This window comes from Rhizobium sp. Nf11,1 (assembly GCF_050587665.1).
Classification (GTDB): Bacteria; Pseudomonadota; Alphaproteobacteria; order Rhizobiales; family Rhizobiaceae; genus Rhizobium.
In genome coordinates this window covers 119,731-138,589 of the sequence record NZ_JBOBHU010000008.1, presented here as the reverse complement: position 1 = coordinate 138,589, position 18,859 = coordinate 119,731, and the positions used below count along the sequence as shown (strand labels likewise).

General features: G+C 62.7%; 21 protein-coding genes. 6 read left to right on the top strand and 15 right to left on the bottom strand.

The annotated features are described in order from the left end of the window. Nucleotides 1-94: 94 nt before the first annotated feature. Both ACQ7C1_RS14350 and ACQ7C1_RS14345 read right to left on the bottom strand, forming a co-directional pair. On the bottom strand, nucleotides 95-550 hold the full coding sequence (locus ACQ7C1_RS14350; RefSeq protein WP_430958737.1) for an NUDIX hydrolase: 456 nt from the start codon (nucleotides 548-550) through the stop codon (nucleotides 95-97). Between the two features lie 87 nt (nucleotides 551-637). After that, nucleotides 638-1,030, bottom strand: a complete 393-nt coding sequence (locus ACQ7C1_RS14345) for a hypothetical protein (protein ID WP_085780007.1) — start codon at nucleotides 1,028-1,030, stop codon at nucleotides 638-640. 200 nt (nucleotides 1,031-1,230) lie between these two features. Between ACQ7C1_RS14345 and ACQ7C1_RS14340 the strand changes: the two genes are divergently transcribed. From ACQ7C1_RS14340 to ACQ7C1_RS14330, 3 genes are all read left to right on the top strand, one after another. Then, complete coding sequence (locus ACQ7C1_RS14340; protein WP_430958736.1) at nucleotides 1,231-2,787, top strand: helicase HerA-like C-terminal domain-containing protein; 1,557 nt, start codon at nucleotides 1,231-1,233, stop codon at nucleotides 2,785-2,787. A 330-nt stretch (nucleotides 2,788-3,117) separates the two neighbouring features. Further along, on the top strand, nucleotides 3,118-4,710 hold the full coding sequence (locus tag ACQ7C1_RS14335; protein ID WP_430958735.1) for an ABC-F family ATP-binding cassette domain-containing protein: 1,593 nt from the start codon (nucleotides 3,118-3,120) through the stop codon (nucleotides 4,708-4,710). 532 nt (nucleotides 4,711-5,242) lie between these two features. After that, a complete protein-coding gene (locus tag ACQ7C1_RS14330) occupies nucleotides 5,243-6,763 on the top strand; it encodes an ABC-F family ATP-binding cassette domain-containing protein (protein ID WP_430958734.1) in 1,521 nt (506 codons plus the stop codon). A 189-nt stretch (nucleotides 6,764-6,952) separates the two neighbouring features. Here the strand turns inward: ACQ7C1_RS14330 and ACQ7C1_RS14325 are convergent, their stop codons facing one another. The 3 genes from ACQ7C1_RS14325 to ACQ7C1_RS14315 are packed head-to-tail and all read right to left on the bottom strand — an operon-like array spanning nucleotide 6,953 to nucleotide 9,022. Continuing rightward, nucleotides 6,953-7,732, bottom strand: a complete 780-nt coding sequence (locus ACQ7C1_RS14325; protein WP_430958813.1) for a VOC family protein — start codon at nucleotides 7,730-7,732, stop codon at nucleotides 6,953-6,955. 50 nt (nucleotides 7,733-7,782) lie between these two features. Then, a complete protein-coding gene (locus ACQ7C1_RS14320; RefSeq protein ID WP_097599905.1) occupies nucleotides 7,783-8,250 on the bottom strand; it encodes a DUF1579 domain-containing protein in 468 nt (155 codons plus the stop codon). A gap of 43 nt (nucleotides 8,251-8,293) precedes the next feature. Further along, a complete protein-coding gene (locus ACQ7C1_RS14315; protein ID WP_183703393.1) occupies nucleotides 8,294-9,022 on the bottom strand; it encodes a DUF899 domain-containing protein in 729 nt (242 codons plus the stop codon). Between the two features lie 86 nt (nucleotides 9,023-9,108). Between ACQ7C1_RS14315 and ACQ7C1_RS14310 the strand changes: the two genes are divergently transcribed. Beyond that, nucleotides 9,109-9,630, top strand: a complete 522-nt coding sequence (locus ACQ7C1_RS14310; protein WP_430958812.1) for a MarR family winged helix-turn-helix transcriptional regulator — start codon at nucleotides 9,109-9,111, stop codon at nucleotides 9,628-9,630. Between the two features lie 175 nt (nucleotides 9,631-9,805). Here the strand turns inward: ACQ7C1_RS14310 and ACQ7C1_RS14305 are convergent, their stop codons facing one another. After that, nucleotides 9,806-10,228, bottom strand: a complete 423-nt coding sequence (locus ACQ7C1_RS14305) for an organic hydroperoxide resistance protein (RefSeq protein WP_064837534.1) — start codon at nucleotides 10,226-10,228, stop codon at nucleotides 9,806-9,808. 125 nt (nucleotides 10,229-10,353) lie between these two features. On the opposite strand from ACQ7C1_RS14305, the gene ACQ7C1_RS14300 reads away from it, so the two are divergent. Continuing rightward, nucleotides 10,354-10,836 (top strand): MarR family winged helix-turn-helix transcriptional regulator, encoded by a 483-nt coding sequence (locus ACQ7C1_RS14300; protein ID WP_285193012.1) that lies wholly within the window; start codon nucleotides 10,354-10,356, stop codon nucleotides 10,834-10,836. Nucleotides 10,837-10,875: 39 nt separating this feature from the next. Here the strand turns inward: ACQ7C1_RS14300 and ACQ7C1_RS14295 are convergent, their stop codons facing one another. From ACQ7C1_RS14295 to ACQ7C1_RS14265, 7 genes are all read right to left on the bottom strand, one after another. Beyond that, nucleotides 10,876-11,112: a hypothetical protein gene (locus tag ACQ7C1_RS14295; protein ID WP_085777401.1), complete on the bottom strand. Its 237-nt coding sequence runs from the start codon at nucleotides 11,110-11,112 to the stop codon at nucleotides 10,876-10,878. 140 nt (nucleotides 11,113-11,252) lie between these two features. Beyond that, entirely contained in the window at nucleotides 11,253-11,489 is a 237-nt protein-coding gene (gene rpsU / locus ACQ7C1_RS14290) for a 30S ribosomal protein S21 (RefSeq protein ID WP_011424510.1), read from the bottom strand. 56 nt (nucleotides 11,490-11,545) lie between these two features. After that, nucleotides 11,546-11,830 (bottom strand): cold-shock protein, encoded by a 285-nt coding sequence (locus tag ACQ7C1_RS14285; RefSeq protein ID WP_085777400.1) that lies wholly within the window; start codon nucleotides 11,828-11,830, stop codon nucleotides 11,546-11,548. Between the two features lie 168 nt (nucleotides 11,831-11,998). Next, on the bottom strand, nucleotides 11,999-12,208 hold the full coding sequence (locus ACQ7C1_RS14280; RefSeq protein ID WP_085777399.1) for a cold-shock protein: 210 nt from the start codon (nucleotides 12,206-12,208) through the stop codon (nucleotides 11,999-12,001). 229 nt (nucleotides 12,209-12,437) lie between these two features. Next, nucleotides 12,438-13,172, bottom strand: a complete 735-nt coding sequence (locus ACQ7C1_RS14275) for a L,D-transpeptidase family protein (RefSeq protein WP_430958733.1) — start codon at nucleotides 13,170-13,172, stop codon at nucleotides 12,438-12,440. A 141-nt stretch (nucleotides 13,173-13,313) separates the two neighbouring features. Continuing rightward, nucleotides 13,314-14,120 (bottom strand): L,D-transpeptidase, encoded by an 807-nt coding sequence (locus ACQ7C1_RS14270; RefSeq protein ID WP_221114734.1) that lies wholly within the window; start codon nucleotides 14,118-14,120, stop codon nucleotides 13,314-13,316. Between the two features lie 124 nt (nucleotides 14,121-14,244). Then, nucleotides 14,245-15,168 carry an alpha/beta hydrolase family protein gene (locus ACQ7C1_RS14265; protein ID WP_430958732.1) on the bottom strand — a complete coding sequence of 308 codons (924 nt, stop codon included), beginning with the start codon at nucleotides 15,166-15,168 and terminating at the stop codon, nucleotides 14,245-14,247. 174 nt (nucleotides 15,169-15,342) lie between these two features. Between ACQ7C1_RS14265 and ACQ7C1_RS14260 the strand changes: the two genes are divergently transcribed. After that, nucleotides 15,343-15,918: a nucleotidyltransferase family protein gene (locus tag ACQ7C1_RS14260; protein WP_430958731.1), complete on the top strand. Its 576-nt coding sequence runs from the start codon at nucleotides 15,343-15,345 to the stop codon at nucleotides 15,916-15,918. A 56-nt stretch (nucleotides 15,919-15,974) separates the two neighbouring features. Here ACQ7C1_RS14260 and ACQ7C1_RS14255 read toward each other — a convergent pair whose 3' ends face one another. Next, nucleotides 15,975-17,600 carry a cisplatin damage response ATP-dependent DNA ligase gene (locus ACQ7C1_RS14255; protein ID WP_430958730.1) on the bottom strand — a complete coding sequence of 542 codons (1,626 nt, stop codon included), beginning with the start codon at nucleotides 17,598-17,600 and terminating at the stop codon, nucleotides 15,975-15,977. A gap of 228 nt (nucleotides 17,601-17,828) precedes the next feature. Further along, entirely contained in the window at nucleotides 17,829-18,839 is a 1,011-nt protein-coding gene (locus ACQ7C1_RS14250; RefSeq protein WP_430958729.1) for a ligase-associated DNA damage response exonuclease, read from the bottom strand. Nucleotides 18,840-18,859 lie beyond the last annotated feature (20 nt).

Sequence of the window (18,859 nt, the reverse complement as noted above, 5' to 3'; positions counted from 1 at the left end):
ATGCGGCAGAAACAGCAATTCTACTCCCTTGTTCCCTCTGGAGCGAGTACGGGCGATCAAAGTTTGGCGAGCAGATTCGAAACGTCACTAAGGCTCAATCACGCCATCGCGAGAGAACCGTCTCGAGGCCCGTCGGATAGAGATCGAGTCCGGCGTCACGCAGCATGTCGCGGCCGAACCAGCGCGCCGTCGCCGCCGTTTCGTCCAGTTCGCAATAGCGGATCTCGTCGCGCTCGTAGAGGCCTTGATCGGCCAGTTCGACATCGGCGGCGAAGATGATTTCGTGGCCGATCGAACCATGGTGTTCGAAGATATTTTCGAGAACATGCCAGGGGCCGACGATGCGGATTTCCGTGCCGAGCTCCTCCCGGATTTCGCGGTGCAGGGCCTGTTCGCGCGTCTCGCCGAATTCGATCGAGCCGCCGAGCGGCCGGACACCTTTGATGCGGCCACTGTCATCTTCCACTTCCGCGGCGAGCAAGCGGTTCTCTCGCCAGGCAAGGCCGATCACCTTCACCCTGATCTGCTGCGGCGGGCGCCAGACGGTCATGCAGTTCGTCCATCTTGAGAGCTTCAGGGAGCGACAAAAGTAAAGCCCCGCAGCGGCGCCGCGGGACTCTTGCCGTTCTGTCGTCGTTCAGACGAACTGGCTGAGGCCGGGGACGGACGCGACGACTTCGTCGACGACCTCTTCGCCGGCATATTGCTTGGCGATCGCAATGGTCTCCTTGGCGAGCGAGGTGATCTCGCCCATGCCGAGGCCCTCGCCCATAAGCTGCTGGCCGAGCCCCATGATGCCGCCGCCGCCGAGCGAGCTCATCAGCCCGCCGAGCAGACCGCCGCCGCCGGCACCCGCGCCATTGAACTGGGCGACGAGATCGGCGCCGCCGGGGATGGCCTCGATCATCCGGGCGACCGGGCCGTCAGCGGCCTCGCGCTGCAGGAAGCCGAGCATCATGCCGAGCGCCTTCTCCGCCTGCTCCGGGGAAATGCCCACCCGATCGGCGATTTCAGTCACAATTCCATTCATCGTCAGCCTCCTCATATTTTTTGACGTTAACGTCAACGTTAATCGAGATTCAAATGCAACTCAAGCCAGCGGTTTCGCTTTCGATGCAAACAGTTGTCCGCATTCACCTGCCTGCTTATAACAGGGAAACAATGGTTCGATGAAGGCGGCGGAAGCCGGACCTTCTCAACAAACGGCGGCAGGGCCGAAGGGAGATTGCGATGATCGAGGACGGGAAGATTTTCATCGGCGCGAGCCGCAATCCCGACGACAGCATCAACAAGCCGGAATATCTCGACCTGAAGTTCGGAAACCGCCATGGTCTCGTCACCGGCGCCACCGGCACCGGCAAGACAGTGACGCTGCAGGTGCTGGCCGAAGGTTTTTCGCGGGCCGGCGTTCCGGTCTTTGCGGCCGATATCAAGGGCGATCTTTCCGGCATCGCCGCCAAAGGCGAGCCCAAGGATTTTCTCACCAAGCGCGCCGAGCAGATCGGTTTCACCGATTACGAATTCGACCAGTTTCCGGTGATCTTCTGGGATCTGTTCGGGCAGAAGGGCCACCGGGTGCGCACCACCGTCGCCGAGATGGGGCCGCTGCTGCTCGCCCGGCTGATGGACGCTTCCGAGCCGCAGGAAGGCGTTATCAACATCGCCTTCAAGATCGCCGATGAGGCCGGCCTGCCGCTGCTCGATCTGAAGGATTTCACCTCGCTTTTGAACTATATGGGCGAGAATGCCACCGAGCTTTCCAGCCAGTTCGGCCTGATCTCCAAGGCCTCGGTCGGCTCGATCCAGCGGGCGCTGCTCGTGCTCGAACAGCAAGGCGCCGAGCATTTCTTCGGCGAGCCGGCGCTGAAGATTTCCGACATCATGCGCACCCACACCAATGGCTACGGCCAGATCTCCGTGCTTGCCGCCGACAAGCTGATGATGAACCCGCGGCTCTATGCCACCTTCCTGCTGTGGCTGCTGTCCGAGCTGTTCGAGGAACTGCCGGAAGTCGGCGACCCCGACAAGCCGAAGCTCGTCTTCTTCTTCGACGAGGCTCATCTGCTCTTCAACGACGCGCCGAAGGTTCTGATCGAACGCGTCGAGCAGGTGGTGCGGCTGATCCGCTCCAAGGGCGTCGGCGTCTATTTCGTCACGCAGAACCCGCTCGACGTGCCGGAAACGGTGCTCGCCCAGCTCGGCAATCGCGCCCAGCATGCGCTGCGCGCCTATTCGCCGCGCGAACAGAAGGCGGTGAAGACGGCCGCCGATACGTTCCGCCCGAACCCGGCCTTCGACTGCGCCACCGTCATCACCAATCTCGGTACCGGCGAGGCGCTGGTCTCGACGCTGGAGGCCAAGGGCGCGCCGTCGATCGTCGAGCGCACGCTGATCCGCCCGCCGTCGGGCCGCGTCGGCGCGCTGACCGATGGCGAGCGCCAGCAGGTGATGGACAGGAGTCCCGTCCTCGGCGTCTATGACGAAGACGTCGATCGCGAATCCGCCTTCGAAATGCTGGCGGCGCGGGCAAAAAAGGCGGCGGAAGCAGAGGCCGCCAAGCGGGCGCAGGAAGAAGCGGCCGAACAGCCGGGCACGACCTCCGGCTGGAACCTGCCGGGCTTCGGCAGCGATGACGACAACCGCCAGGGCCGCGGCCAATCGCGCGGTCGATCCGGCTACCAGCGGGAAACGGTGGTGGAAGCGGCGATGAAGAGCGTCGCCCGCACGGTTGCCACCCAGGTCGGCCGGGCACTGGTGCGCGGGATTTTGGGGAGCTTGAAGCGGTAGGCATTTGCCGCGGTAGCGCGCTTGAGCCCCTCATCCGCCTGCCGGCACCTTCTCCCCGCTCGCGGGGCGAAGGGACCAGGCCGCGACCTCTCGGTCCCTCACGAAGCTCTCGCGTGGCACGTCCCCTCGCCCCGTTTACGGGGAGAGGGCTAGGGTGAGGGGCAGCTATCAGGTCTGCTTGAAAGAATGCAGAATCGCCACTTTGCCTTGAACCCAACGCCTTCCTCCCCTAAATTCCCCTCATCGACCATTTCAACAGGATGTGTGCCGCAATGGATTTCAACCCGATCGCAATGCCAGTTCGCCTTGCCAACGGGGAAATCCATAACCATGCCTGCATCCATTACTCTCTCGCAAATTTCCTGGGCGACGCCTGACGGGCGGCCGCTTTTTTCCGATCTCGATCTCAGTTTCGGCAGGGACCGCAGCGGTCTTGTCGGACGCAACGGCGTCGGCAAGACGACGCTGCTGAAGCTCATCTCCGGTCAGATCCGGCCGCATTCGGGATCGATATCGATCAACGGCAGCCTCGGCGTGCTGCGCCAGAGCGTTCAGGTTGCGGCTGACGAAACCATTGCCGATCTCTTCGGCGTGGCCGGGGCGCTCGCACTTCTGCGTCGTTCCCAAGCCGGCGCAGCAACGGCCGACGAGGTTGCCTCAGCGGACTGGGCGCTGGAGGCACGCATCGCAACCGCGCTCAACCGAACCGGGCTCGACGCGGAGCCGGAGACGCCGCTTGCCGCACTCTCCGGCGGGCAACGCACACGCGCGGCGCTTGCCGCGCTCATCTTCAGCGAGCCGGATTTCCTGCTGCTCGACGAACCCACCAATAATCTCGATCGCGACGGCCGCGCGGCGGTGATCGCGTTGATTTCAGGCTGGCGGGCCGGCGCCGTAGTCGTCAGCCATGACCGGGAACTGCTCGAAAGCGTCGACCAGATCGTCGAACTGACCTCGCTCGGCGCGACGCGCTACGGCGGCAACTGGAGCCATTACCGCGAGCGCAAGGCCCTCGAGCTTGCCGCCGCAGAGCATGATCTTGCCGATGCCGAAAAGCGCGTGACGGAAGTTGCCAGGAAGGCGCAGGCGAATGTGGAGCGTCAGGCACGCAGGGACAGCGCCGGGCGGAAGATGGCCGCCAAGGGCGGCATCCCGCGCATCATGCTCGGCGGCATGAAGGAGCGAAGCGAAACCACCGGCGGCGACAATGCGCGTCTTGCCGAAAGACGGCGCACCCGGGCGCTCGAAGACGCAAAGGCGGCGCGCGAGAAGATCGAGATCCTGCAGCCATTGTCGGTGAGCCTGCCGGCGACGGGGCTGCCGGCCAGCAAGATCGTGCTGAAGATCGACGGCGTGACGGCAGGCTATCAGCCGGATGAACCCGTCATCGAGAATCTGTCATTCGACGTGACGGGACCGGAACGTATTGCCATCACCGGACCGAACGGTTCGGGCAAGACAACGCTGCTCGCGCTCATCACAGGCGAGCTCAAGCCCCGGGCAGGCACCGTCTCAATAATGACCGGTTTCGCCATGCTCGATCAGAAGGTGAGCCTTCTCGATCCGTCAGCCTCGATCCGCGACAATTTCCGCCGGATCAACCCGCAAGCCGATGAAAACACCTGCCGGGCGGCGCTGGCCCGCTTCATGTTCAGGGCCGATGCGGCGCTGCAGACGGTCTCGGCGCTCAGCGGCGGCCAATTGCTGCGCGCTGGACTTGCCTGCACACTCGGCGCCGCACCACCGCCGCTGCTGATCCTCGACGAGCCGACCAACCATCTCGACATCGACTCGATATCAGCGGTCGAGGCGGGTCTCATCGCCTATGACGGGGCGCTGATCGTCGTCAGTCACGACGAGACATTTCTCCAGAACATCGGCATAATCCGGCGGCTGGAATTGCCGGGCGATGCGGTTGGGTGATTGCGAGGTAACAGCAGCGCCCGCCGCCGGCACCGCTCCATTCCCCACCCGCTTATGAAAGCGCGGCATCCTCCAACGTCCCTCATGCTGAGGTGCGAAGCCCCAGAGGGCGCAGCCTCGAAGCACCCGCAACGCTGCTTCTTACATCCCTCTGACGCCGGCGCACCCGCCTCGTCCTTCGAGGCCCCTACGGGGCGCCCAAGGATGAGGCTCTCTTGGGCTCCGCGGCTCACTTGCCTCATCTTGCGCGCAATGGTATTTCCATCCTGCAACCCTTTCGAGAAAGGAGGATCACGCTATGCAGTATTATTTCCGGCATCATCGCCAGCGTGGTCCCGTCGACGCCCTGCAAATGCGTTTGCAGGGCTGACCAGAGACGCTTTTACATCTCTTCCTGGTCTGCCCTTCGTGGCCGATGCGCCGCCGTCAGATGACTGCGCGCATTCCCTTCATTCCGGGCGCGAAAGACGCAATCCGTGATGGCCTGATGCCACCGATTGCGTCTGCTCCCGGTCAGGACCAGAGAACGAACATGACCCTCATCAATATGCGCAATCTTGGCGTGACGCTGAGCAAGCCGCTGTTTTCCAACCTCAATCTCGTCGTCAATTCAGGCGACCGCATTGGCCTCGTCGCCGCCAACGGGCGCGGGAAATCCACCCTGCTTGCCTGCATCACCGGCGCGCTGGAGCCGAGCGCGGGCGAGATCACCAAGGCTCGCGGGCTGACGATCGGCCACGTCGCGCAGAATGTGCCGGCTGCACTTTTCGATACGCCGTTCTATGATGCGGTGCTGCAGGCGCTGCCGGCCGATCAGGCCGAAAGCGAGAGCTGGCGCGTCGGCGTCGTGCTGGAATCGCTCGAGGTGCCGGAGGCCATGCGCAGCCGGCCGCTGAAGCATTTGAGCGGCGGCTGGCAGCGGCTGGCGATGATTGCCCGCAACTGGGTCAGCGAGCCCGACGTGCTGCTGCTCGACGAGCCGACCAACCATCTCGACCTCGAAAAGATCGCGCAGCTGGAAAGCTGGCTGAATGCGCTGCCGCGCGAGGTGCCGGTCATCCTCTCCAGCCACGACCGCGCCTTTCTCGATGCGACGACCAACCGGACGCTGTTCCTGCGGCCGGAGCAGTCGCCGGTCTTTGCGCTCCCCTATAGCAGGGCACGCGCCGCCCTCGACGAGATCGACGCCTCGGAGGCACGCCGGTACGAGCGCGACATGAAGGCGGCGGAGCAGTTGCGCAAGCAGGCCGCCAAGCTCACCAATATCGGCATCAATTCCGGCAGCGACCTGCTCGTCGTGAAGTCGAAGCAGCTGAAGCAGCGGGCGGAGAAGCTGGAGGATGGGGCAAGACCGGCGCATCTTGAACGTTCGGCCGGCGCCATCCGGCTTGCCAACCGCGGCACTCACGCCAAGGTGCTTGTGACACTGGAAGACGCGGCGGTGACGACGCCGGACGGGACGCTGCTGTTCAAGACCGGTCGTCAGTTCATCTGCCAAGGCGACCGCATCGTGTTGCTCGGGCTCAACGGCGCCGGCAAGTCACGGCTGGTGTCGATGCTGAAGCAGGCGATCGAGAGACCGGGGACCGGGCCGGATGGGATCAAGGCGACGCCATCACTGGTTCTCGGCTATGGCGACCAGGCGCTTGCCGATCTTGCCGACAAGGATACGCCGATCGGCATGATCATCCGCCGCTTCGATGTCGGCGACCAGCGGGCGCGGGCGTTGCTCGCCGGGGCCGGCATGACGATCGATATGCAGGCGAAACCGATCGGGCAGCTTTCCGGCGGCCAGAAGGCACGGCTCGGCATGCTGGTGCTCAGGCTGACGGAGCCGAACTTCTATCTGCTCGACGAGCCTACCAACCATCTGGACATTGAAGGCCAGGAGGCGCTGGAAAACGAGTTGATAGCGCAGGAGGCGAGTTGCCTGCTGGTATCGCACGACCGCAGTTTCGTGCGGGCAGTGGGAAACCGCTTCTGGCTGATCGAGAAGAAGCGGCTGGTGGAGGTGGAGAGCCCGGAGGGGTTTTTTGCTTCTGTCGTGAGGTGATTGTGGGATGCCTCGCAAGAGGCTGCCCCTCACCCTAACCCTCTCCCCGTTCAAACGGGGAGAGGGGACGTGCCCTGCGAGAGGCCGGTGAGGGAACGAGAGGTCGCGGCACATCCCTTCTCCCCGCAAGCGGGGAGAAGGTGCCGGCAGGCGGATGAGGGGCCCATTGCAGATCGCAACTGCGAAAACCTACCGCTTCGGCGCCACCAGGCAGAAGAAGGCGCCCTGGGGATCGGTGGCCTGGATGATCCAGCTGCCGCCGGGGACTTCCATCGGGCCGTTGACGACCTTGCCGCCGCCCGATGTGACGCGTTCGATCGCCGCGTCGATGGCGGGGACGATGAAATAGTAGCTCCAGCAGGGCATGGGCACGCTGTCGGGCTTGGTCATCATGCCGCCGATCTGCCGGCCGTCATGGGAGAAGAGGTAATAGACGCCCATCGGCCCCATATCCATCTCGCTGTCCTTCGTCCAACCGAATCGCTTGGAATAGAAGTCCAGCGCCTCTTTGCCGTTGCCGGCATAGAGTTCGTGCCAGCCGATGTTGCCGGGCGCGTCGGGGGCGAGTTCCGGCCAGGTCTGTTCCATCGGCGCCGGCGTCATGATGCAAATGACGGCGCCGTGCGGGTCGGCGACGACGGCAAAGCGGCCGACGGTCGGGATGTCTTGCGGCGGCCGGCGCACCGTCCCGCCATTGGCGGCGAAATCCTTTGCCATCTGGTCGACGTCGTCGACGCCGACATAGCCCGTCCAGTTCGGCGGGATGCCTTGGCCTTCGAGCTCGGCCGGAAACTCCATCAGGCCGGCGACCCCGATGCCGTTCGCCTCGAAGATCGTATAGGTCGGCATGCCCTCCACCTGCATGTCCGAGGTGGTCCAGCCGACGACGGAGCTGTAGAATTTTGCGGCGGCTGAGGTGTCTGATGTCATCAGCTCACACCAAATGAACTTTCCATGCGTCTTGGACATCATGCTCTCCCTCTTCTGACGCCGCCTTTTCGCTTGGGGCGTCGTGATTGTCAGATTTTGCGGATGTAATGCGCTTCCATGAACTGCTTCCACGAGCCGTCCTCCTGCTTGGCGCTGGAGGTGAAAGTGCGGTGATTGTCGTCGATGAAGGTGATCTGCTCGCGGTAATCGGCAAGGCCATCGCCGCTGAAGTCGGGTCCAGTGGTATAGAGGTCGAGAACATTGCCGGAGGCGTCGACCTCGCCCTCATAGACCCACATATAGTCCATCATGCTGCCGATCCAGCTGCCGACATATTTGCCCTTCTCGGCGTTGTAGCCGAGCGTCAGGATCGTGGTGGCCGGCTTACCGTCGGGCATATGGCCGGTCCCTTCGGCGACGAACCAGATGCCGTGAAGGGAGCGGACGGTCTCCGTCCAGTCGTGGCCGTCGGACATCTCGGGTGCGGTGACGCTCCAGTCGCCGACAAGTCTTTCCAAAAAGGAATGCTCTTTCAGTACTTCGGCGGCCTTCATCATGCTCTCCTCCCTTCGAATGACGATATCCCAGATGTTTGATGGCTCAGTGACAGCAGGACGATGTCTTCGGAGCATCCTCATATTCATCATGGCGGCGTACGAAATTCATCGTGCTCTCCTCGTTGCGGCCCTTCGGCGCGCGGTCGAGGATCATCAGGGTGCCGATCAGTTCCTCCGGGCCACGGGCGTAGCTCGAATAGGTATGAAAGACCTCGCCCTTGTCGTTGCGGTAGAAGGCGCTGAGGCCCGGCAGTTCGTCATGCGCCTCAGCCGGCTCGATAGAAGTGAAATTGTAGAAGACCTTGTCTTTGGCAAGGTCCTCCGGACTGAAAGAGACGTGATAATCGAAATTGAAATCGCTGCCGAAGGACGAGACCCAGGGAAATTTCCAGCCCATGCGCCTTTTGTAGGCGGCGATCTTGTCGAGCGGAGCACGCGAAACGGCCACCCAGGTGACGTCGTGATGGTTGAGATGCGGCAGCGCGCCATCAACGTGATCCGACAGGAAGGAGCAGCCGGGGCAGCCGGCCTGCCAGTCGGGACCGAGCATGAAATGATAGATCAGAAGCTGGCTGCGGCCATCGAAGAGATCGGCGAGCGATTTCTTTCCCTCGGGCGTTTCGAAGACATAGTCCTTGTCGACCTTCACCCAAGGCAGCGCCATGCGCTCGGCGTTGATGCTGTCGCGCAGCTTCGTCGCCTCTTTTTCCTTCAAGAGCAGGGCACGCCGGGCCTCCAGCCATTCCTCACGGGAAACAACTTCGTTCTGCATGAAATGCGCCCTCCTCCGGCGCTGCCGGCGAGCCGGCTCATCCCCTTCTCCTTGACTAATTACATTGATATCAATATAAAATGAGCATGTCAAATTCGATCGAGATTCCCTTTTCGACGACGCTGATGGTGCGCGACACCTGCCTCTGTCTGCATGTGCAGCGCGCGGCACGCGCGCTTGCCCGGCTGTTCGACGATGCGCTGCGGCCGGCCGGCCTCACCAACGGGCAGTTTTCCCTGATGATGTCGCTGAACCGGCCGGAACCGCCGCCGATGGGGCCGGTCGCCGCCCTGCTCGCCATGGACCAGACGACGCTGACGGCGGCGCTGAAGCCCTTACAGCGCAGGGGCTGGGTGGCAGTGGTGGAGAACCCCAAGGATAGGCGCGGCCGGCTGCTCAGCCTTACCGCAGAAGGCAAGGCGGTACTGGCAAGAGCACTGCCGATCTGGGAAAGCACGCATGCGGCCCTCGACGATGAATTGCCGGGCGGCGGCGTTCTACGGCTGCGGCAGGATCTGCAGGCGCTGTCGGGGGTGACGGTGGAAGCGCCGAAGCCGGCTGAGGCATCGGGCCGGCCGCGTCAAAGTGGACGGGCGACGGGCGATTAGGGCGACCTGCCCCTCATCCGCCTGCCGGCACCTTCTCCCCATTTTGACGCGGAGAAGGGATATGCCGCAACCTCTCCGTCCCAAGCCGACCTTTCGCAGGGCACGTCCCCTCCCCCCTTCAGAACGGGGAGAGGGTTAGGGTGAGGGGCAATTCCAAGGCGCTGAATCGCCGTGATCAGGCGACGGTGACCGGAACTTCGGTCGAGGTGCGCATGGCGTGGCTGTAGGGGCAGACGATGTGGGCCGCGGCAGCAAGTTTTTCGGCGGTTTCGCGGTCGAGGCCGGGGATATCGACCGTCAGCGCTACTTCGATGCCGAAGCCGGTGCCGTCTTCGCGCGGGCCGATGCCGACCTTGGCGGAGACGGTCGTCTCTTCCGGAATCTTGACCTTCTGCTGGCCTGCAACAAATTTCAAGGCACCGAGGAAGCAGGCGGAGTAGCCGGCAGCGAAGAGCTGTTCGGGATTGGTGCCGGTCGCGCCATCACCGCCGAGTTCCTTGGGAACGGTCAGTGTCACGTCCAGAACGCCGTTTTCGGAAACGGCACGGCCGGCGCGGCCGCCGGTGGCAGAGGCTTTGGTCGTATAGAGAATAGGCATGACGATCTCCTTTGGTTGGCCCTTCGATCGGGTTGGAGTTTTACTATCGCACAATTAAATTGCACGCAAGTTAATTTTGCAAATTGCATTTCGCAAATGGAAAGAGGACAATCGCGGCCTCGGGGATGACGGATATGAATGCGCAAACGGTAAAGACGATGGAGATACCTGAGGAAGAGAAGCGGCTGGAAAAGCAGCTGTGCTTCGCCGTCTACGCGACGGCGCATGCTTTTACCCGCGCCTATAAACCGATCCTCGACAGGGTCGGCCTCACCTATCCGCAATACCTGGTAATGCTGGTGCTGTGGGAACGCAGCGCCCTACCGGTGAAGACGATCGGCGAGCAGTTGGACCTCGATTCCGGCACGCTGTCGCCGCTGTTGAAACGGCTGGAGCAGAGCGGGCTGATCAAGCGCATCCGCGATCTGCGCGACGAGCGACAGGTGATCGTGTCGCTGACGCCGAAAGGCGAAGCGATGAAGTCGGAGGTCGATACGATCATGACGGCGATCGGAAAAGCCGCCGGCTGCACGATCGAGGAAATGGCCGAGATGCGCGACATGCTGCATCGGCTGCGGGCCAATCTCGGCCGGGCCGGCGACGGCTGAAAGCCCCTGCCCCAAGCCGGTATGACGTCTGCGGCGGGATCAGGACCGCCGAGTGGCGGCCTTCGCCGTCGTGCGGCGCTTTTTTGCAGGCGCAGGTGCGGCATCCGCGTCCTCGGCCGCCTGCTGCAGACGAAGCGCCCTCAGCTTCTCCGTCTTCTTGTCACGCGCCGATGCCTCGGCGGCAATGATGGCGCGGGCCGTGTGATCGGTCGCTTCGGCCTTGTCGCGAGACGAAAGCTTGGCGGGGTTGAAGAATTCTCCCTTGGTGGCGGTCATGTGCCCCCTTTCTCGGGTAGTGTCGGCGTTTGATCCTTGCATTTCGGATGCCAACATCATTTTACGGCCGGGACGTACTTCCACAAGGCCGAGATGTGTCGACCGGCCCGTGACATTAGGGCCGGCATGCCACGGCCGGATCAGCGAGCGCGGACAGCCTTCTTCGGCGCCGGCAACAGGCCCTCGCGCTGCAGCTTCTTGCGGGCAAGTTTGCGCTGGCGGCGAACGGCCTCCCCCTTTTCGCGGGCACGCTTCTCCGACGGCTTCTCATAAGCGCTGCGCGCTTTCATTTCCCGAAAAAGCCCCTCGCGCTGCATCTTTTTCTTAAGCACGCGCAACGCCTGATCGACATTGTTATCCCTAACGAGTACCTGCAAACGAATATCCTTCCTGTCGGCGGCGAGGCCGCTGTCATATGATAAAAAACGGCGGGCTACTTGCCCATGCGGATTCCCGAAAATTTCAGCCACGGCTCGGCATCATCGGCTTTGGCGGCCGCCTCAAGTGACGCCGCCCGTGGCGATTCCCCGATGTCGATATCGTCATCGGTGATGCGGCGCTCGAAATTCTCGCCGGTGAACTGAACGCGATATTGCACGTGCCCGTGATCGTTGGGCAGGATGCTGGCGATCCGGCACCGCTTGTCTGCCTTTGCCGTGCGGGTCAGGCCGGACTTCAGCACGATCATGTCGCCGACCTTGTAGCTTGGTCTGCTCATTCTGCGTCCCTCGACTCTTCGGCTGCTCAACTTCAAAACAAAAGGCCGGGCTTGAACCCGACCTCTTCCAGTCATTCCAGCCACCAAGCTGCCTTTGATGGTCAGCGCGCTGCCAGTACATCCGTGGTCAACGCGCCGCAATCTGTGGTCAGCCAAGGCGAATGACAATCATGCGGCCTGAAGGTTGTCGGCCGCGCTCTTGCCGGAACGCTTGTCGCGGACCAGATCGTAGCGGACCTTCTGGCCTTCGGTGAGTTCGCGCATGCCAGCGCGCTCGACTGCCGAAATATGGACGAAAACGTCCGTGGAGCCGTCATCAGGCTGAATGAAACCGAAACCTTTGGTGCCATTGAACCATTTGACTACGCCTGAATTCATAACGATTTCCTTTTCAACCGTTTGAGTGCACCCGTGGCAGAATATCCGCGGGAAATATCGATGCTGAGAGGAGATCTGACGAAGCGCGCGTTGGCGCATGGACAAAGGTCACGAGCATATTCGATAGGCACCATGTAGGCCTTTTACCGAATTAAGCAATGCTAAATCGAAAATAAAACTTTTCCGAGCGGTGAGCAGAGGCGGCCGACTGGCGACCGCCCCGGCGGCGTCACTGCCAGACGACGATCGGCGCCTTTGTCGGAACGCGGTCGTAGAGATCGATGATATCCTGGTTCAAGAGCCTGACGCAGCCCGAGGAGACGGCCTTGCCGATCGAGCGCCAGTCGGGGTTGCCGTGCAGGCGATAGAGCGTGTCCTCGCCGTTCGAGAAGATATAGAGGGCGCGGGCGCCGAGCGGGTTCTTCAGGCCCGGTTCCATGCCGCCGTTCTCGATCGAATATTTGACCAGTTCCGGCTGGCGGGCAACCATCTCGTTCGGCGGCTTCCAACGCGGCCATTTCTGACGCCACTGGATGACGCCCGATCCCTGCCAGGCGAAGCCCTCACGACCGATGCCGACGCCGTAGCGCATCGCCATGCCGTCGGCCTGGACGAGATAGAGGAAACGCGACGGCGTATCGACGACGATGGTGCCAGGCGGCTGGCCGGTGGGATCGAGGACACGCTGGCGATAGTAGCGCGGATCGATCTCCTCATAGGGAACGGCGGGAATGAGGAAGCCGCCGTCCTCGACGGGTCCGTACATGACGGCAAGCTCCGGACCGCTCGGCACGCTCGACGCTCCCGGTGACTGGAACAGGCGCATGGGCGAGCGGTAGATGATCGACGTGTCGCCGGATGTCACGGTGTTGGCGGAGGAGGCGCAGCCGGTGAGCGCGGAGGCTGCCGTCAGAGCCGAAAGGGAAAGAAAGCTGCGGCGGGAAAGATGTCTATCGGAACTCATGACGCGGGACTGATTTCCTTTTGATGCGGGAATGCTGGAATAACGACATCAAGAAATCTATCGGCTTGCGCCAAATAAACCATAGCTTCACGCAGACGTGTTCCGGCCGGAGCCGACGATATGAAGAGCGCTGTTGCAGCGCTACATCACAACGATCTCGGCCTTGGCAGGAAGCCGGTCGTAGAGATCGACGACATCCTGGTTCAGCATGCGCACGCAGCCCGACGATGTCGCCTTGCCGATCGACTGCCAGTCGGGCGTGCCGTGGATGCGATAGAGTGTATCCTGGCCGTCCTTGAAGATATACATGGCGCGCGCGCCGAGCGGGTTCTGAAGCCCGGGATTCATGCCGCCGTTTTCCGCCGAAAAGGCGCGGACTTCCGGCTGGCGCGAGACCATTTCGACCGGCGGCGTCCAGCGCGGCCATTTCTGCTTCCACTGAATGACGCCGCGGCCCGACCAGGCGTAGCCGTCGCGGCCGAGGCCGACGCCGTAGCGCATCGCCTTGCCGTTAGCCTCGACCAAATAGAGGAAACGCGCCTTGGTATCGACGACGATGGTGCCGGGGCGCTCGGTCGTCTGATAGTCGACCTCCTGACGCAGGAATTGCGGCTGGATCCGGCTGACCGGGATCGCCGGCAGAGTGAAGTCCTCGGCGCGCTGCTCGCCATACATCGCCATATGCACGGGATTGGTGAGCGGCAGGCCGTAGGTCTGGTGGAACTGGGTCTTGTAAAGCTCGCGCGTCTGCGGCACCGGCTGATCGGGAATCGGCCGCACCCGGCGCGGATCGACGCCCGGCGGCTGATAGAAGACCGGCGAGGTTTCCTGGACGAAGCGGGCGGGCGAATCGGCAGCGACATCGGGGATCAGGATGTTGCAGCCGCTGAGCGGCGCGACAGCAATCATAAGCCCGGCAATCGGGAAAACCCGGTGCAGAAAATTCATGGGACCACCCTAGTCAACGATCGGCGAGACAGCGATATTCTGGCGCGACGATTGCATTCGCGGCTGGTGCGAGGCTGGCGTTCGTCGCAATGCACGACTATGGCTGTTCCGCCGGCGGCAGAGCTTACGCCGCCACCCCGTGGAAGAAGCGGATGCTCTGTTCGATCTCGGCCGGCAACGCCGAGGTGTGGTTGCCGGCGACGGTGTCGGTCTCGATATGGACGCCGGCGGCGCGGGCGCGGCGGGCGAGCAGATCGGCGCGGTCGTTGAAATGCGACTCTTCCGTACCGTGGACGACCCGGATGGGGCATTTGAAGCTGTGGGCGTAACAGAGCGCCGAGCGCACCTCGAATTCATGCGCATTGCTGTCGTCGAAGCGGATGTCCTGCGGATAGCGGCTGAAGAAACGGAAGGCGTTGGGATTGCCCGAAATCGGCGCGGCGGCGCGGAATTTTTGGCTGCTCATCGCCGTCAGCATGGTCAGCGTGCCGCCGATGCTATGGCCGGCGATGAACAGCCTCCCGGAATCGACGCCCGGCAGATGCGCCAGGCGCTCGGTTGCGGCAAGCACATCGTCGACCTCATCGTAGAAGCCGGAGAAATTGCCCCTCTGGCCGTTTTCGCCGCGCAGCGACGGCATCATCACGACATAGCCGGCATCCATGTAGGGCTTCATCAGCTGCCAGTGACCGATGCCCATGGCATTGCCGCCATGCAGAAAGAGCACGGCCGGCTTGGCAGTGCGCTCGCGTTTGTACCGGGAAACCCATGCCACCAGTTCGAGCTCGCCGCCATAGCCGGAGCGGTAGAAAATCTTCTCGGCGTCGGCAGGCGCGGTCAGCGGTTCGTATTTATCCGGCGCCGGCCCCTTCTGCAGGAGTTTCGTGCGGAAGCGGCGGCGGACCGCGGCATAGTCGTGCTTGGCAAGGCGCGGCTCGTCGGGGACATCGAAGGCGGTCGCCATGCGCGGCAGGGCGAGCGCGCCGGCAAGCCCCGCCAGCACGGCGCGGCGTTGGCGGAAAAAGGAATTTTGTTCATGCGAGCTCATGACGCGGCACCCAAATCATTTCCCCGGCACGCCAGATTTGCATCGGAAAACCGATGCCGCCAATACACATGATGTTGAAAATATTGCCCTGCGTCATTGTTGCACAGGTTGCAACGCAAAGCCTATCGCAACAATCTGCACCGGAAGTCCGATCGTAAGCGAAATAGGGAATCAATGCCGAAGCCGCAGATGGAACTCCAGGCCATCATTTCGAAGAGTCCGCTGCTCTCGACAGTGCTCGAACGCTGGGACGAAATCGACTTGCCCGATGGGCGCCTTGTCGCCGGAGCGATCGCCCAGACGGTGTGGAACCACGCCTTCGACTTCGTCCACGATCACGGCATCGATGACATCGATCTTGTCTATTTCGATGACAATGACCTGTCCGAAAGCGCGGAAGCAGACCACTCGGCCCGTATCCGGAGCTTATTCTCCGATCTGCCTGTCTGGATCGATGTGAAGAACCAGGCGAGAGTTCATCTTTGGTATGGGCAAAAATTCGGGCATGTGATTATGCCCTACACATCCACGGATAATGCGATCACCACCTTTCCGACAACGGCTGCCGCCGTCGGCATTCGGCCGGTGGACAAGAGGCTGGATCTATACGCGCCCTACGGCTTGTCCGATCTATTAGCGCCGCTCGTCCGCGCCAACAAGAAACAGATTGGCCGGGAGATCTATGAAAGGAAGATCGCGCGCTGGCGTAAACTGTGGCCGGATCTTCAAATCATCCCCTGGGACGAGTAGGTGGGCCGGCCGATGACTTTCCCAAGCCGCTGCAAGCGTTGGGGACATGCCTCGGGTCACTCCGGCTTCGCATCGATCATGGCGATCAGCGTGCGCAGCCGGTCGGCCTCGTAAGGAGGTTTGTCGGGGCGAAGGCGGGCTATGCGCGGGAAGCGCATGGCGACCCCCGATTTGTGCCGCGTCGAGCGGTTGATGCCCTCGAAGGCCACCTCGACGACGAAGCCGAAATCCCGGTCGGCGCGGACGGCCCGTACCGGGCCGAAACGTTCGGTGGTGTTGTTGCGCACGAACTTGTCGAGCAGTTCGAGTTCGGCATCGGTGAAACCGAAATAGGCCTTTCCGACCGGCACCAGCTGTTCGCCGTCCGCGTCATCGGCCCAGACGCCGAAGGTGAAATCGGAATAATAGCTGGAGCGCTTGCCGTGGCCGCGCTGGGCATACATCAACACCGCATCGACATTGTAGGGGTTGCGCTTCCACTTGAACCAGGGGCCTTTCATGCGGCCGGCCTGGTAGATGCTGTCGCGCCGCTTGATCATCACGCCCTCGATCACCGGATCAGGCGGGGCCGCACGCAGAGCATCGAGCTCCTCCCATGAGGAGAAAGGCACGAGCGGCGAGAGGTCGAATCGGTCGTGGGGGGCGCGGTCGATGATATCGGAAAGGCGCTCGCGGCGATCGACATAGGTTCGGCCGCGAATATCCTCGTCCTCGTCGAAGAGCAGGTCGTAGGCGCGGATGAAGGCAGGATAATCGTCGAGCATCTTCGCCGTCACCGTCTTGCGGTTCAGGCGCTGCTGCAGGTCGGAGAAGGTGCGGGTCGGGCTGTTGGAGCGGGCGGTGCCGCCGACAAGCAGCTCACCGTCGACGACGCCGGAAAAATTGATCGCCTCAAGAATATCGGGAAAAGCGCCCGAAATGTCGTCGCCGGAGCGGGAATAGATCTTCCGCCTGTCGCCGGAGCGCGACAGCTGGACGCGGATGCCGTCCCATTTCCACTCGGCGGCGTAGTCGGCCGGGTCGAGACCTGCCAGGTCTCCCTCCTCCACGGCATTGGCGAGCATGACGGAATGGAAGATCGCCGGTGTCGCCAGCGCCGGTTTGTCGCCGCCGCCCGCCAGCCATTGGAACAGCGTCTCGTAAGGCGGCTGCAGGCCGTGCCAGAGAGTCTCGATCTCGGTGACGTCCTTGCCGCCGAGATCGGCCAGCGCCTGTTTGGCAAGACGGGCGGAAACGCCGATGCGCAACGCGCCGGTCGTCAGCTTGATGAAGGCGAAACGGCCGGAGGAATCCAGCCGGTCGAGCAGATCGCGGACATAGGCGCGCACTTCGGTGCGGCCGAGCGCGTTCATGCGCTTGACGACCTCACCCAGGCGCGGCTGAGCCAGGGCCGAGCGGTCTATGTCCCGCTCATTGTCCCAGACGAGCGAAATGGTTTCGGCGAGATCGCCGACATAGTCGTAGGAATAATGGAACAGCACCTCGTCCATGCGCTCCAGCACCAGGTCGCGCAGCATAGCAGGCTTGACGTCGCGCACTTCGAGCGTGCCGGCGATGGCGGCAAGGCCGTAGCCGCGGTCCGGGTCGGGCGTATCGCGGAAATAATCGGTGAGCAGCTTGAGCTTGCCGTTGCGGCTGGGGGTCAGGACCAGGCGGTCGAGGAGGTCGGCGAAGGCTTTCATGCGGGCCTCCGCATTCCGGGAGAAAATTCCTCCCCAACTTTGCGAGGAGAAGACCCCTTCCCAACCCCTCCCCACAGGTGGGAGGGGCTAACGCGCGGCACTGCCCCGCCTTCTTTCAACCACAGCGTTTGCGGCGATGATTTTGTGGCTGGACGGAGCGGCAGGTTAAGCCCCTCCTCCTTGTGGGGAGGGGTTGGGGAGGGGTTTTGACGCGTTCTCCGGCTCATCTCAATCCGCCTCATCCTCATAGCCCACGAGATGCAACGGTTTCGCCTTGATACCCTGCAGGTGGCACCAGCGCACCAGCGCCTCCTCGCGGCCATGGGTTACCCAGACTTCAGCCGGATTCAGTTCGCGGATCGTTTCGGTCAGTTCCGGCCAGTCGCAATGATCGGAGATGACGAGCGGCAGTTCGACGCCGAGCTGTTTGGCGCGTTGGCGCACCATCATCCAGCCGGAGGCGAAAGCCGGCAGCGGCTCGTTGAAGCGTCGCGCCCAGCGGTCGGCGAAGGCCGAGGACGGGCCGATGACGACGGCGCCCCGGAAGGTGGATTTGTCGCGGCTTTCGATCGTGGCGGGCTGCAGCTCGCCGAGATCTATTCCTTGGCCGACATAGTAATCACAGAGCTTTTCCATGGCGCCGTGGATATAGATGGGCTCGGCATAACCGGCATCGCGCAGCAGCCGGATGACGCGCTGGGCCTTGCCGAGCGCGTAGGCGCCGACGAGATGGGTGCGCTCCGGAAATTGCCGGAGCGAGGCCAGCAGCTTGCCGGTCTCGTCGATCGGATCTGGATGATGGAAAACCGGCAGGCCGAAGGTCGCCTCGGTGATGAAGACATCGCAGGCGACCGGCACATAGGGCGCGCAGGTCGGGTCTGGGCGGCGCTTGTAATCGCCGGAGACGACGATGCGGGTGCCGTTCCTCTCGATGGCGATCTGAGCCGAGCCGAGCACATGGCCGGCGGGGTGAAAACTCACTTTGACGCCATTGATCCCCAGCTCTTCGCCGAAATCGGCTATCTGCTCGCTGGCGCAGAAGCCCTCGCCATAACGCAGGCGCATGATGTCGAGCGTCTGACGGGTGGCTAGCACGTTCACATGCCCCGGCCGGGCGTGGTCGGAATGGCCATGGGTGACGAGCGCCCGTTCGACAGGCCGCACCGGATCGACGTAAAAGCCGCCTTCCGGGCAATAGAGCCCTTCCGGGGCGGGATAAAGCAGCGCATCAGCTCTCATGATGCAAGAGATAGCGGGAA